Raw genomic sequence first — 14766 nt, forward strand, 5'->3', positions numbered from 1 at the left:
CTTGATCTCGCGCATCTTCATCGATCGGCCGATCTTCGCCTGGGTGATCGCGATCCTGATCATGCTGCTCGGCATCGGCGCAGCGACGACGCTGCCGATCGAGCAATATCCCGATGTCGCGCCGCCCCAGGTGAATATCCGCGCGTCCTACCCCGGCGCCTCGGCGGAGACGCTCGAGAACAGCGTCACCCAGATCATCGAACAGCAGCTGACCGGGATCGACGGGCTCCTCTATTTCAGCGCCTCGTCCAGCTCGCGCGGATCGGTGTCGATCTCGGCGACGTTCGAGAAGGGCACCAACCCCGATATCGCCCAGGTACAGGTACAGAATAAGGTGCAGCAGGCGCTGCCCCGCCTGCCCCAGCCGGTGCAGCAACAAGGCGTCACGGTCACCAAGTCGAACCCGGACTTCCTGCTGATCTTCGCGGTGTATGACACCACCGACAAGCGCACCAACCAGGACGTGTCCGACTATCTGGTGAGCAACCTGCAAGACCCGATCGGGCGGGTGAAGGGGGTGGGCGACACCAACGTGTTCGGCGCGCAATATGCCATGCGCATCTGGCTGCGCCCCGATCGGCTCGCCGCCTATCAACTGATCCCGAGCGACGTGATCACCGCGCTGCAGGCGCAGAATACCGAGATCGCCGCCGGCGAGATCGGCGGCCAGCCAGCGCCGCCGCAGCAGATGCTGAACGCGACCGTCACCGCGCAATCGCGGCTGCAAACGCCGGATCAGTTCGCCAATATCATCCTGAAGACCACCCAAGCCGGCGCGATCGTGAAACTGAAGGACGTCGCGCGGGTCGAGCTCGGCGCGGAGAATTACACCATCCGCAGCCGGATCAACGGCCATCCGGGCGCGGGCTTCGCGGTGTCGCTGTCGCCCGGCGCCGACGCGCTGACCACCGCCGAGCTGGTGAAGGCGCGCGTCCGCGAACTGACCGCGTCGATGCCGGCGGGCTTCGCCGTCGATTACCCCTCCGATTCGACCGAGTTCATCAAGCTGTCGATCGAGGAAGTGGTTTGGACGCTGGTCGAGGCGATCATCCTCGTCATCGTCGTCATGTTCGTGTTCCTGCAAAGCTGGCGCGCGACGCTGATCCCGACAATCGCGGTGCCGGTGGTGCTGCTCGGCACCTTCGCGGTGTTCGCGGTGGCGGGGTTCACAATCAACACGCTCACCTTGTTCGGGCTGGTGCTGGCGATCGGCCTGCTGGTCGATGACGCGATCGTCGTCGTCGAGAATGTCGAGCGGCTGATGGCGGAGAACCCGGGCATGAGCCCGCGCGACGCGACGATCAAATCGATGGAGGAGATCAACATCGCCCTCATCGCGATCGCGCTGGTGCTGTCGGCGGTGTTCCTGCCGATGGCGTTCTTCGGCGGATCGACCGGGGTGATCTACCGTCAATTCTCGATCACCATCGTCGCCGCGATGATCCTGTCGGTGGTGGTGGCGCTCGTGCTCTCCCCCGCGCTCACCGCCACGCTGCTGCGCCCGGCGGCGCATGGCGAGCAGAAGGGCGTCTTCGCCCGCTTCCAGCGGGGCTTCAACCGCCGTTTCGAGGCGATGAGCAACGCCTATGCCGGCGCGATCCCCCGGATCGTCGATCGCAAATTGCTTTTCCTGTTGATCTATGCCGCCGTCGCCGCCCTGCTCGCGCTGATGTTCCTGCGGCTGCCGACCGGATTTCTGCCGAACGAGGATCAGGGCGGCGTGCGGGTGCAGTTTTCGCTGCCACCAGGCGCCACCGTCAGCCGCACCGCCGCCGTGCAGGAAGCGGTCGAGCGCTATTTCCTGACCGACGAGAAGGCCAACACGCGCGCGCTACTGACGATCAGCGGCGCGGGCGGGGGCGGCGGCGCGGGCGGGCAGAACCAGGGGCGCGGATTCATCGCGCTCGCCGATTGGAGCCAGCGCCCTGGCCGCGCCAATTCGGCCGACGCGATCGCGCTCCGCGCGACGCAGGCCTTCGCCAATATCCGCGACGCGCGCGTCAACGTGCTGGTGCCGGGAGCCATCCGGGGCCTGGGCCAATCGAACGGCTTCACCATGGAGCTGCTCAATTCCGGCGGCCTGCCGCGCGCCCAGTTCGAATCGGTGCGCGACCGGCTGTTCGCGGCCGCCAACGCCGATCCGGTGCTGGCGCAGGTGCGCATCACCGAGCTGGAGAACCAGCCGACGCTGAAGATCGATCTCGATCAGCAGAAAATGCAGGTGATGGGCATCACCCAGGCTGACGTGAACGCCACCCTCTCCACCGCCTGGGGTGGGCGCTATGTCAATGATTTTAACGATCGCGGGCGGGTGAAGCGCGTCTATGTGCAGGGTGATGCCCCCTATCGCTCGGCGCCCGAAAATCTCGACCAATGGTTCGTGCGCTCGGCGGGCGGGGCGATGGCGCCGTTCAGTTCCTTCGCGCGGGCGAGCTGGTCGAGCGCACCGCCCTCGCTCTCACGGTTCAACGGCGTATCCTCCTACGAATTCCAGGGCCAGGCGGCGCCGGGGCGCAGTTCGGGCGAGGCGATGGACCGGATCGAGGCGCTCGCCAGCCGCTTCGCCGGCACCACCATCGCCTGGGCGGAGCTGTCCTATCAGGAGCGCATTTCCTCGGGCCAAGCGCCCTATCTCTACGCGCTCGCGCTGCTCGTCGTGTTCCTGTGCCTGGCGGCGCTTTATGAGAGCTGGACGATCCCGATCGCGGTGCTGCTGATCATTCCGCTCGGCCTGGTGGGCGCGGTGTTCGCGGTGACGCTGCGTGGCCTGGTGAATGACGTGTACCTCCAGATCGGGCTGCTGACGACGATGGGCCTCGCCGCCAAGAACGCGATCCTGATGATCGAATTCGCCGAAGCCGCCGAGAAACAGGGCAAGCGCGTGATCGACGCGGCGGTCGAGGCCGCGCGCATCCGCTTGCGACCCATCCTGATGACCAGCCTGGCGCTGATCTTCGGCGTGCTGCCGCTCGCCATTTCAACCGGCGCCGGCGCCAATGCGCGCATCGCGATTGGCACCGCGGTGATCGGCGGGATGCTGACGGCGACGCTGCTCGCGGTGTTCTACATCCCGCTGTTCTTCGTGCTGGTGCGCCGGACGTCGCGCGATGCGCTGAAGCGGCTGCATCATCAGCCCGGACCGGCGGCGCAAGAAGGCGAGCCGGCATGAAGCGCGCCACGCTGATCCTGGCGACGCTGCTCGCCGGCTGCTCATTCGTGCCGCGCTATCAGCGCCCGGCAGCGCCGGTGCCGATCGCCTGGCCGAGCGGCGACGCCTATCGCGCCAACAGCGCCGGACTCGCCCGCGTCGATTACCGCGACATCTTCCGCGACCCGCGCCTGCAGCGGGTGATCGACCGCGCGCTCGCCAACAGCCGCGACCTGCGCGCCGCCTTCGCCAATATCGAGGCGGCGCGCGCGCAGCTGCGAATCCAGCGCGCGCAGAACTTGCCGACAGTCAATTCGAACAACACCGTCAGCTTCGTCGATCCCGGTACCGGCCGCTCGAACAATAACGGCGCGCCGGTGGTCGGCGGGCAGCGGACCAACTTCGCGCTCAACCTGGGCGTCACCCAGTTCGAGATCGATCTGTTCGGCCGTGTCGCCGCGCTCACCCAAGCCGCGAAGGCACAGTATTTCGCAAGTGAGGCCGGCGCGCGCGCGACCCGGCTGGTACTGGTGGGCGACGTCGCCAACGCCTGGCTGCAATATGGCGCCGACCAGTCGTTGCTGAAACTCTCGCGCGAGACGGCGCGGATCGCCGAGGAGAGCGTGCGCCTCACCCGCGCCCGAGTGGAAGGCGGGGTCGCGCCGCGCACCGATCTCACCCAGGCCGAGCAAACGCTGGAACTCGCGCGCGCCAATGTCGCCAACCAGACGACGCTCGTCGCGCAGGATGTCAATGCGCTGACGTTGCTCGTCGGCGCGGGGGTCGACGCGGCCGATTTGCCGGGCTCGATCGAGGAGACCTTGCCCCAGCTCGCCGAACTGCCGGCCGGGCTCGATTCAAGCGTGTTGCTGCGCCGGCCGGACGTGGTGCAGGCAGAATATCAGCTGATCGCCGCCAACGCCCAGATCGGCGCGGCGCGCGCGGCGCTGTTTCCGCGCCTGACGCTGACCGGGTTCGCGGGACTCGCCTCGAACAATCTCGTCAACCTCTTCACCACCAACGCGTTCAACTACACGGCAACGCCGGGGATCAGCTATCCCCTGTTCGCCGGCGGCGCGGCACGCGCGAATGTGCGCGTGGCGCGGGCCCAGTTCGACACGGCGGTCGCGAACTATGAGCAGGCGATCCAGACCGCGTTCCGCGAGGTGGCCGATGCGCTCGCCCGGCGCGGCACGATCGCCGAGCAGCTCCGCGCGCAGGAACAGCTGACCCGCGCCGCCGAGGAGACTTTCCGCCTGGCCGGCGCGCGCTATCGCGGCGGGGTGGACACTTATCTCGGCAATCTCGATGCCCAGCGCCAGCTCTATCAGGCGCAGCAGGGGCTGGTGAACACGCGGCTGATCGCGGCGACCAACCTGGTCGCGCTCTACCGAACGCTGGGCGGCGACACGCTGATCGACGTGACGCCGCAGGGGCCGGTCCCAGCCGGAGGGAAGTAGCCCCTCAGTGCCCCACGACCGGCGCGGCGCCCAGCTTCAGGTCGAGCCGGTCGCGCCGGCTCCACCGCGTCAGCATCATCACCGCCACGACGGCGAGGCCCAGCGCCAGCCCCCACCAGATGCCAAGCCCCTGCCAGCCGAGGTGAAAGCCGAGCCACAGCGACGTCCCAAGGCCGATCACCCAATAACCGACCAGCGCGAACAGCATCGGCACGGTGGTATCCTGAAGACCGCGTAACGCCCCCGCGCCCACCGCCTGCGCGCCATCGACGATCTGGAACACCGCCGCCACGCCCAGATACAGCACCGCGAGGCGGAACACCTCCGCATTGGCGGCGTCGCGCGCCAGGAACGCGCCGACGAACCGCTCGGGCACGGCCAGCAAGGCCGCGCCGCATAGTGCCATGAAGCCGATGCCGAGCGCGATCGCGGTCCACCCGGCACGGCCGATCCCCGCCCGGTCCGCCCGGCCGAGCGCGAGCCCGACACGTACCGTCGCCGCCTGCGCGATGCCCAAGGGCACCATGAAGCTGGTGCTCGCTACCTGGATGGCGATGGCATGGGCGGCGAGCGCTGCGGTGCCGAACAGCCCCATCAGGAACACCGCGGCGTTGAACACCGTCACTTCCAGCCCCAGCGTCACCGCGATCGGCCCCCCGAGGCGCCAAAGCGCGGCATAGCGTGGCCAATCGGCGTGCCACCAACATCCGAACAGATGATAGCGCCGGAAGCGCGGATGCAGGGTGACGACCAGCGCCAACCCCAGGAACAGCAAGCTCTGGGTGATACTGCTCCCCAGCCCCGCGCCAACCACACCCAGCGCGGGCAGCCCGAACTTGCCAAAAATCAGCCCATAGTTGAGCAGCGCATTGACGATCACCGCCACCACCGACACCGCCAGCGACCAGAAGGGCCGCTCCAGCGCCGCCAGAAAGCCGCGCAGGACAAGATAGAGGCACGCCGGCAGCAGCCCCCACATCACCGCGCGGACGAAGCCCGTTGCCTCGCGCGCGAGATCGGGCGCCTGGCCAAGCGCCATCAGCAGCGTGTCGGCGTGCCACAGGATCACCCAAGCGGGCAGGCAGAAGGTGAACGCGACCCAGCAGCCCTGGCGCACGGTGCGCCGCACCTCGCGCACACTATGCCGCCGCGCGCCGAGCTCACGCGCGAGCATGGGCGACACCGCCGTCACGACGCCCACGCCGAAGATCAGGAAAGCGACATAGAGGTTCGCCCCCAACGCGCCCGCCGCCAGGCTCGCCGATCCGCGCCAGCCGAGCAGCAGCACGTCGGTTGAGGTGATCAGCTGCTGGGTGAGGTTCGTCAGCACCAGCGGCCCGGCGAGCCGGCAGGTCGCGACCAGTTCGGCTGTCCAGGCGCGCGGGCTCGTCATGGGCAGGGGTGTTAGAGCGGTTGGTGATCAAATCAATCGCTTCGTCGCCCCGGACCCGATCCAGAGTGACGGCGCGCCCTCGTCAAGTCGCGCTACGCCGCCAGTGTCTTCAGCGGCACTTCCGGGTCGGCCAGCGCCGTCGGGTCGGCGCGCACCGCGCCCGCCACCAGCGCGCGGCCGGCGACATAGTCCTTCACCGCGTTCACACAGTCGAGCGCGATCACCGCGCCGTCGCGCAGATAGATTACCGAAAACCCGCGCGCCGCCGGATCGCCCCGAGTCACCGCCGCGTCGTGCCCGGCGCTCAGGCCCACCGTCTGCAGCTTCAGATCATATTGGTTGGACCAGAACCAGGGCACCGCCCGATACGGCGTCGGCTGGCCGAGGATCGCCTTGGCGGCGGTGGTCGCCATGTCGTTGGCGTTCTGCACCGATTCGAGCCGGATCACCGCCCCGCCGGCAAAGGCGTTGGCGTGCGCCGCCGCGTCGCCGATCGCATAAACGTCCGGTAGGCTGGTGCGGCAGAATTCGTCGACACGCACGCCATTGCCACCGGCCGCGCCCGCTTCAAGCAGCGGCGCGACCGCCGGTTCGATGCCGATGCCCGCGATCACCAGATCGGCGGGCACGTGGCGCCCGTCGGCGAGCACGACCCCGGTAGCGCGCCCGGCCTCGGTCTCCACCGCATCCACTTGCGCGCCGAGTAGCAGCTCGACGCCATGCGCGCGGTGCTCCGCGGCGAAGAAATCGCTCAGGGCCGCGCCGGCGACGCGGGCGAGCAGCCGGGGCTGCGCCTCGATCACCGTCACCGCCAGTCCGCGCTTGGCGAGCACCGCCGCCGCCTCAAGCCCGATATAGCCGCCGCCGACCACCGCGACCCGCCGCACGCCCGGCAGCGCCGCGCTCAGCCGGTCCACATCGGCGCGGGTGCGGATATAATGCACCGCCTCGGCGCCCGCGCAGCCCAGCCGGCGCGGGCTGCCCCCAGTCGCCCAGATCAGGCTGCCATAACCCAGCCGGCCCCCGTCAGAGGTCTCGACCCAGCGCGCCGCCGGATCGAGCCGCACCACGCGGCTCCCAAGGCGGAAAGCAATGTCGCGATCGGCCCAAAAAGTGGGCGGGCGGATCAGCAGCCGCTCGAACGGCTTGTCGCCCGCCAGATAGTCCTTGGAGAGCGGCGGGCGCTCATATGGCAGCTCGGGCTCGTCGCCGATCAGGGTGATCGTGCCCGCGAAGCCGCCCTGGCGCAGGGCGATCGCGGCCTGCGCGCCGCCATGCCCCGCCCCCACGATCACCACATCCTGCCGGTCCATGGCGGGTGCTATGCCGGGCACGCCAGCGGCGGGCAAGCTCAGCGCGGCTCGTCGGCGAAACGAATGTCGAGCCGGGGCGTGACGCCCGCCGCGCGCAAGGGGGCAGCGAACAGCGCGCCGACCAGCCGCCGCGCCGCATCGCGCGCCGCTGCCTGGGCGCCGGGCGCGTGAGCGCTGCGGATCAGCTGGTTCTGCGCGGCGAGCCGGTTGGCGGCGTCGAGCTGCTCGCCCGCATCGCTCAGCCCCGACAGCAGCCCGCCCTCGCCAAACTCGCGCGCCGCCGCCAGATCGACCTGCGGCCCCGCGAGCGCGATCGGCGGCAACACCACGTGCAGGGTGCGCGTCGCCGCGTCCCAGCGCACGTCGCGCGGGCCGATCGCGCGCAGATCGAGCAGATAGCGCACCTGTCCCGGCATCACGAGCGTGCGCCGCGTCTCGAACACGAACTCGCCGCTCCTGGCTTCGACCACCGCGACATCGCGCGCGGCGAGCACCGGCAGCACGCCCTGCGCGCGCAACCCCTCGCGCACCTGCTCGACGATCTTGGCGGCATCGGGCGCGCGCTCGACGAAGCGCGGCGGCGGCGCGGGGGCGAGCGCGAAGGCGCCGAGGCCCGCCGCGAGGCCGATCCCGATGCCGCCCACCCAAGGGAGCGCGCGCTTCACGCCCGGCGCCACGTCTCGCCCTCGCGCACCACCAGTCCGCGCTTTTCCATATCAAGCAGATGCGCCAGCACCGATCCTTGCGCCGCGCGCTCAAGCCGGGGATCGAGCCCGACATACATCGCCGCCACCAGCGCCGGCACCGCGTGCGCCCCTTCATCGAGCCGCCGCGCGATCTGCCCCTCGCGCAGCTGGCGGTGGCCGAGCAGATGGCGGACATAACGCTGCGGGTTCGCGACCGGGTCGCCATGCGCGGGGTAATAAATGGCGTCGTCGCGCCCGAGCAGCTTGTCGAGGCTCGCCATATACGCCCCCATGTCGCCATCGGGCGGGGCGACCACGGTGGTCGACCAGCCCATCACATGGTCGCCCGAAAACAGCGCCTTTTCCTCGGGCAGCGCGAAGGCGAGGTGGTTGCTGGTATGGCCGGGGGTGGCGATGGCGGCGAGCGTCCAGCCCGCGCCCTGCACCTCATCCCCCTCGGCGAGAATGTGATCGGGGGCGTAATCGGTATCGAACGCCGCATCGGCGCGCCCGCCCATATCGAGCACCAGCGGCGCACAGCCGATGATCGGCGCGCCCGTTTCGGCGGCGAGCGCACGCGCCAGCGGGCTGTGGTCGCGGTGGGTGTGGGTGACGAGGATCGCCCGCACCGGGCGCCCGCCAATCGCGGCGAGCAGCGCGGCGAGATGCTCGGGGGAGTCGGGGCCGGGATCGATCACGGCAAGGTCGCCGGTGCCGACGAGATGGGTTTGCGTGCCGGTGTTGGTGAAGGGCGACGGGTTCGGCGCAAGCACCCGCGCGACGAGCGGGGAAAGCGCGATCAGCTGGCCGGGGAGCGCGGTCATGGGCGGGGTGATGGCGTGGCGCGGGGCGAGTGGCAAGCACTCGTGCGACGCCTGGCGCTTCTAGCGCAGCACAGCAAGCGGGTTTACCAGCCGCACATCGTGCATCTGATTGAGGTAGGCTTCATAATAACCCTTGTGCGAGGCCCCCACAATCGCGAGCAGGCGGGTACCCGGTTGACGCCCCAACACGTCGCGGATGTTGCTGACCATCCGCAAGTTGCGCGTCTCCCAATAGCCGACATATTGCCGCCCATAGCCCTTTGCCGATGGCTCAACCAGCGCCGCGCCGAAGTCCGATCGATAGGCCACAGCCGGCGCGCCCGGCGCGTTGTAGGCGCGGTACATCTGGAGCACCCCGTCCGGCGCGGCGAGGTTCTGTTCCAACCAGGTGCTTTCGGCGATCCGTGCCTTGGTCGCTGGGTTGTCCCACGCTTGGCTGATCGCCTTTCCCGCGGCTTCGCGCTCGGCGGGACTGACTGCATCGGGGGTGTCCGCCGAGTGATCGTCGACGCTCCACAAACGCTCCAGCCCAAGCCTGGCCGCGAGCGCCGCGGCCACGCTGTTGGTCTCGTTCGCGCGGTCAACCGCTTGATCGAGTGTCTTGACGAGCTCATCGGTCAAGCCGTCGGCGGCGCGACGCTCGCTTGGCGGCAGCCGCAGCCATTGGACCAGCGCCGACCCCGGTTCACCAGCCGCAAGGAAGAGCAGCGCAAGGTGCCGCCGCTGGTCATGGCTCGGTTGGATCGGCCATGCGGCTAGCAGCCGTTCCACCTCGGCATTGGCGGCGGGCACATCCAAGCCGGTCGCGCGACCGGCGACGGTAGGATCGGGGCAGTATTCCTTAACGGTCTCGGCATAGCGGAACAGATAGCGGCGCAGGCTATCACATTGCAGACCGGAGAGATTTTCGGTCGCGATCGCGGTCGGCTGCCACCCGGCCAGCCGGTCGAGCAGCGGCGCGAGCATAGCCGGTGTTGGCCGCTGCTTGAGCTGCGACAGGTGCGGTGTGCCGAGCACAAGCACTTCATTCGGCTTGCCGACCGGTGGCCCCTTGAGCTGCTCGGGTCGGAAGCTGGGTTGGTAAGCCTGCGCGACAGCCGGCGCCGGGAGCGATAGGCAAGAGCACAGCGCCCCCGCCAAGGCCACCCGTGCCCTAACCCATAATCGTTTTTCCCGTCTGTTCCGCACCATTGCTGGATATCACCGCTGTATTGCATAGACAACACAGATCATCACAGCGCGCAGCCGAAAATTGGGGCACCGGGGCGGCGGTCATGGGCGGGGTGTGACGATGGCGCCCGTCGCTGGCAAATCGCGCACGCGCGATGGCTGGGTACCAGCATCAAGGCTTTGCCCCCTCGTCAGCACGGACCATGCGAGAAAAGCCCTTCCCGTCGCTTGGTATAGCATTTGGCGGGCATCGGCAGGTCACGGGCCTTGCTCGGAAGCGAATATCCCCAGCCGCCGTCAAAATCATGCCGGACGATGATCTCGACGCCCCAGCCAAAAACGATGACTTCCTTCGGATCGATACTGGCGATCGCTGGCGGCAATCGTTCGATGGGAACAGCCGAAGAGCCTCGGCCGCTCGGCGGATATGTCGCGCGCAACTGCCGCGCCTCGCGGACCATCGCGTCGGCCGTGGCGTCATTGATCGATGGCAGCCAGCACCCACCGAGCAGCGCAAGCCCGATAAGCAGTGGCGCTCGTAGGCCAGGCTTCATTCCCCCTCAAGCCGCCGTCGCTAGCCGATACTCCCGATACTGCTCCCGAAGCGCGGTCTTCAGCAATTTCCCCGTCGCCGAGTGCGGCAGCGCGTCGACGAACAAAATCTCGTCCGGCAGCCACCATTTCGCGACCTGCGCCGCGAGATGCGCGCGCACATCCTCGGCGCTCACCTCGGCGCCCGGCTTTTTCACCACCAGCAGCAGCGGGCGCTCGTCCCATTTGGGGTGCGGCACGCCGATCGCCGCCGCTTCCGCCACGCCGGCGCAGCCAACCGCCGCATTTTCCAGCTCGACCGAGCTGATCCACTCGCCGCCCGATTTGATCACGTCCTTGGCGCGATCGGTGATCTGCATCGTGCCGCAGGGGTGGAGCACCGCCACGTCGCCGGTATCGAACCAGCCATCCTCGGTCAGCGCGGGCGCGTCCGCCTTGAAATAGCGCTTGATGATCCACGGCCCCTTGATCTGGAGCCGGCCCGAGCTGACCCCGTCGCGCGGCTGTTCGCGGCCTTCCTCGTCCACCACGCGCAGTTCGACGCCGAAAGGAACGCGGCCCTGCTTGCACGTCTGCTCGACCTGTTCCTCGAAGCCCAGGTCGGCCCAATCATGGCTCGGCGCGCCCATCGTGCCGATCGGGGAGGTTTCGGTCATCCCCCAGGCGTGGTTCACCCGCACGCCCATCCCCATGATTCGCTCGATCATCGCGCGCGGTGCCGCCGAGCCGCCGATGGTGACGATCTGGAGGTGTTCGGGTCGCACCCCGGTCGCGTCCATATATTGGAACATGCCGAGCCACACCGTCGGCACCCCGGCCGAATGCGTCACCCGCTCACGGTTCATCAGCTCGCAGAGCACCGCCGGCTCGTTGACCGCCGAATAGACGAACTTGATCCCCGCCGCCGCGCCCGCGAAGGGCAGGCCCCAGGCGGCCGCGTGGAACATCGGCACCACCGGCAGCGCGACCGCGCGCGTATCGAGCGCGAACACCGCCGGCTGCATCTCGGCGAGCGCGTGGATCACGGTCGAGCGATGGGTATAGAGTACGCCCTTGGGATTGCCCGTCGTGCCGCTGGTGTAGCACAGCATGCACGGCTCGCGCTCGCCGCCCTCGACCCAGGTGTAATCGCCGCTTTCGGAGGCGATCAGCGCGTCGAAGGCCCCGTCGTCGAAGCAGACATAATGCTCGATCGTCGTCCAGCGCGGGCGCATCCGCTCGACGATCGGCGCGAAGGCCTTGTCGTAGAACAGCACCCGGTCCTCGGCATGGTTGGCGATGTATTCCAGCTGATCGTCGAACAGGCGGGGGTTGATGGTGTGGATCACCCCGCCCATGCCGATCGCCGCGTACCAGGCGATCAGGTGATGCGCGTGGTTCATCGCGAGCGTCGCGACCCGATCGCCGGGCTTCACCCCGAGCCGTTCGAGCGCCTGGGCGAGCTTCTTCGCGTCGCGCGCGATCCCCGCCCAATCGGTGCGCGTCTCGCGGCCATCGGCCCAGCGCGTCACGATCTCGCGGCCGCCATGTTCGCGCGCGGCGTGATCGATCAGCCGCGTCACGCGCAGCTCATAATCCTGCATTTCGCCCAGCATATCCGGCTCCCTTTCGATCCGGCGGGCGTCAGGTTCAGCCCGCCAGCGCGAGCCGGCCCGTCTCGGCCGGTCCCAGCGCTACGTCGCGCACACCTTGCAGAGTCTCAATCCGCGCCGCAAGCTCGGCGTCGAGCAGGAAGTCGCGGCCGAGGATCAGCGTCGCTTCGCCCCCCTCGATCGGCGCGCGTACCCGCACCTGCCCGCGCCCGCCCCGCGCTTCGCCGAGCAGCCCGGCGAGCGCCGCGACCGCGCCCGCATCGGCTACCACCAGATCGAGCACCATCGGCATCCCGACCGCCAGACTTTCGAACGGTACCAGCTTCTTGACCGTGACGCGCGGCGTCTCGTCGCCATCGCGGCGATCGAGCTCCACGCTCGCCAGGCCACAGCCGCCGGCGCGCGCGGCCTCCTCCAGATCATTCGCGGCGGCATCGTCGAAGCAGGTCGCGACGAACTGACCTGAGGGGTCGGACAGCGTCGCCATCAGATAGCGCCGGCCCTTGGCGGAGGTGCGCCAGCGCGCCTCCTCGACCAGCACCGCCATTTGCGCGGTCGCACGCCCCCCCGGCGGGATCGCGACTTCGCCGAGTCGCGCGAACGGGGTCGCGCTGCGCGCCAGCACGCGGTAGCGATCGACCGGGTGGGCGGAGAAATAGAAGCCGAACGCTTCCTTCTCCTGCTCCATCCGCTCGGCAAGGCTCCAGCGCGCGGATTGCGGCAGCTGAATCGCCTCGCCGCCGACCTCGGCGTCGCCGAACAGCCCGCCCTGCCCGCTGGTCCGCGCCTCGTGCTGGCGCGCGGCGACCGCCAGGATCGTCTCGGCAGCGGCGAACACCCCGGCGCGGTTGGGATCGAGCGCCTCGAACGCCCCGGCGGCGGCAAGCGTTTCCACTTGCCGCTTGTTGAGCAGCCGCGGATCGACGCGGTTCGCCAGATCGTCGAGCGACTTGAAGGCCCCGCGCTCCTCGCGCTCGGCGACCAGCCGTTCCATCGCCCCCTCGCCGACCGATTTCAGCGCGGCGAGCGCGTAGCGGACGGCGAGCTGTTCTCCCCTCCCCCTTGGGGGAGGGGCTGGGGGTGGGGGCGAGCCGGGATCAGCGTTCGGCCCCTGAAGCCCCCACCCCAACCCAGTTTCGGGTAAGCAGTCCCCCGGACTGCTTAGGTCATGCCGGGGGCATGACCGACCCGAAACTCCCAAGGGGGAGGGGCTTATGCTTTCCACCGAAAACTCCGCCCCCGATCGGTTCACGCACGGCGGCAGCACCTTCACCCCCAGCCGGCGCATATCGTCGATGAACACCGCGAGCTTGTCGGTCAGCGCGATATCGAAACACATCGAGGCGGCAAAGAATTCGTGCGGGTGGTGCGCCTTCAGCCACGCGGTCTGATAAGCAAGCAGCGCATAGGCCGCGGCGTGCGACTTGTTGAAGCCATAGCCGGCGAACTTGTCGATCAAATCGAACAGCTCGTTCGCCTTGGCCTCGGCAATGCCGTTCACCTCGGCGCAGCCCTTCACGAAGATCGCGCGCTGCGCGTCCATCTCCGCCTTGATCTTCTTGCCCATCGCGCGGCGCAGCATGTCGGCGCCGCCCAGGCTATAGCCGGCGAGGATCTGCGCCGCCTGCATCACCTGTTCCTGGTAGACGAAGATGCCATAGGTCTCGGCAAGAATGCCTTCGAGCAGGGGGTGGGGATATTCGATCACCTCCTGCCCGTTCTTGCGCCGGCCGAAGCTGGGAATATTGTCCATCGGCCCCGGCCGGTAGAGCGAGACGAGTGCGATGATGTCGCCGAAGTTCGAGGGGCGCACGGCCGACAGCGTGCGCCGCATTCCTTCGGATTCGAGCTGGAACACCCCGACCGTATCGCCGCGCTGGAGCAGCTTGTAGACTTCAGGGTCATCCCAAGCGAGCGCGTCGAGGTCGACCGCAATGCCACGGGCGGCGAGCATCTCGACCGCTTTCTTCAGCACCGACAGCGTTTTCAGGCCGAGAAAGTCGAACTTCACCAGCCCCGCGCCCTCGACATATTTCATGTCGAACTGGGTGACCGGCATGTCGGAGCGCGGATCGCGGTAGAGCGGGATCAACTGCGCGAGCGGGCGATCGCCAATCACCACGCCAGCGGCATGGGTGGACGAGTGGCGCGGCAGCCCTTCCAGCTTCATCGCCAGATCGAGCAGCTGCCGCACCCCGGCGTCGCTCTTATACTCGCCCGCCAGTTCGCTGACGCCGTTGAGCGCCCGGTCGAGCGTCCAGGGATCGGTCGGGTGATTGGGGACGAGCTTCGCCAGCCGATCGACCTGGCCATAGCTCATCTGCAGGACGCGGCCGGTATCCTTCAGCACCGCGCGCGCCTTCAGCCGCCCAAAGGTGATGATCTGCGCGACGTGATCCGCGCCGTACTTGCGCTGGACATAGCGGATCACCTCTTCGCGCCGGGTTTCGCAGAAATCGATGTCGAAGTCGGGCATCGACACGCGCTCGGGGTTGAGGAAGCGCTCGAACAGCAGGCCGAGCTTGATGGGATCGAGATCGGTGATGGTCAACGCCCAGGCGACCACCGAGCCCGCGCCCGATCCGCGCCCCGGCCCCACCGGAATATCCTGTTCCTTCGCCCATTGGA

General features: G+C 68.5%; 10 protein-coding genes. 2 read left to right on the plus strand and 8 right to left on the minus strand.

Annotated features, from left to right (window positions below):
* Window position 1: 1 nt before the first annotated feature.
* Window positions 2-3169 carry an efflux RND transporter permease subunit gene (locus K2X73_RS07060; protein ID WP_294109463.1) on the plus strand — a complete coding sequence of 1056 codons (3168 nt, stop codon included), beginning with the start codon at window positions 2-4 and terminating at the stop codon, window positions 3167-3169.
* Window positions 3166-4608, plus strand: a complete 1443-nt coding sequence (locus K2X73_RS07065) for an efflux transporter outer membrane subunit (RefSeq protein ID WP_294109464.1) — start codon at window positions 3166-3168, stop codon at window positions 4606-4608. The genes K2X73_RS07060 and K2X73_RS07065 overlap by 4 nt, the downstream gene beginning before the upstream one ends.
* A 4-nt stretch (window positions 4609-4612) precedes the next feature.
* Here the strand turns inward: K2X73_RS07065 and K2X73_RS07070 are convergent, their stop codons facing one another.
* The 8 genes from K2X73_RS07070 to dnaE all read right to left on the minus strand — a co-directional run.
* The gene (locus K2X73_RS07070) at window positions 4613-6001 is read right to left on the minus strand and encodes an MATE family efflux transporter (RefSeq protein WP_294109465.1); all 1389 of its coding nucleotides are present in this window, start codon (window positions 5999-6001) and stop codon (window positions 4613-4615) included.
* Window positions 6002-6093: 92 nt separating this feature from the next.
* Entirely contained in the window at window positions 6094-7314 is a 1221-nt protein-coding gene (locus K2X73_RS07075; RefSeq protein ID WP_294109466.1) for an FAD-dependent oxidoreductase, read from the minus strand.
* Between the two features lie 38 nt (window positions 7315-7352).
* Window positions 7353-7979, minus strand: coding sequence for a DUF4230 domain-containing protein (locus K2X73_RS07080; RefSeq protein ID WP_294109467.1), 627 nt, complete (start codon window positions 7977-7979; stop codon window positions 7353-7355).
* Window positions 7976-8824, minus strand: a complete 849-nt coding sequence (locus K2X73_RS07085; RefSeq protein WP_294109468.1) for an MBL fold metallo-hydrolase — start codon at window positions 8822-8824, stop codon at window positions 7976-7978. The genes K2X73_RS07080 and K2X73_RS07085 overlap by 4 nt, the downstream gene beginning before the upstream one ends.
* Window positions 8825-8884: 60 nt before the next feature.
* Entirely contained in the window at window positions 8885-9841 is a 957-nt protein-coding gene (locus tag K2X73_RS07090) for a DUF5694 domain-containing protein (protein ID WP_294109469.1), read from the minus strand.
* Between the two features lie 344 nt (window positions 9842-10185).
* Entirely contained in the window at window positions 10186-10548 is a 363-nt protein-coding gene (locus K2X73_RS07095; RefSeq protein WP_294109470.1) for a hypothetical protein, read from the minus strand.
* 6 nt (window positions 10549-10554) lie between these two features.
* A complete protein-coding gene (locus K2X73_RS07100) occupies window positions 10555-12141 on the minus strand; it encodes a long-chain fatty acid--CoA ligase (protein ID WP_294109471.1) in 1587 nt (528 codons plus the stop codon).
* Between the two features lie 34 nt (window positions 12142-12175).
* A partial coding sequence (gene dnaE / locus K2X73_RS07105; RefSeq protein ID WP_294109472.1) for a DNA polymerase III subunit alpha occupies window positions 12176-14766 on the minus strand: 2591 nt, incomplete at its 5' end.

The sequence above is a fragment of the Sphingomonas sp. genome (assembly GCF_019746665.1).
Taxonomy (GTDB): domain Bacteria; phylum Pseudomonadota; class Alphaproteobacteria; order Sphingomonadales; family Sphingomonadaceae; genus Sphingomonas.

Bases quoted from the DNA above. Each gene is read 5' to 3' on its own strand.
- K2X73_RS07065 (WP_294109464.1), top strand. From the start codon at position 3,166: ATGAAGCGCGCCACGCTGATCCTGGCGACGCTGCTCGCCGGCTGCTCA.
- K2X73_RS07095 (WP_294109470.1), bottom strand. From the start codon at position 10,548: ATGAAGCCTGGCCTACGAGCGCCACTGCTTATCGGGCTTGCGCTGCTC.
- K2X73_RS07070 (WP_294109465.1), bottom strand. From the start codon at position 6,001: ATGACGAGCCCGCGCGCCTGGACAGCCGAACTGGTCGCGACCTGCCGG.
- K2X73_RS07085 (WP_294109468.1), bottom strand. From the start codon at position 8,824: ATGACCGCGCTCCCCGGCCAGCTGATCGCGCTTTCCCCGCTCGTCGCG.
- K2X73_RS07075 (WP_294109466.1), bottom strand. From the start codon at position 7,314: ATGGACCGGCAGGATGTGGTGATCGTGGGGGCGGGGCATGGCGGCGCG.
- K2X73_RS07100 (WP_294109471.1), bottom strand. From the start codon at position 12,141: ATGCTGGGCGAAATGCAGGATTATGAGCTGCGCGTGACGCGGCTGATC.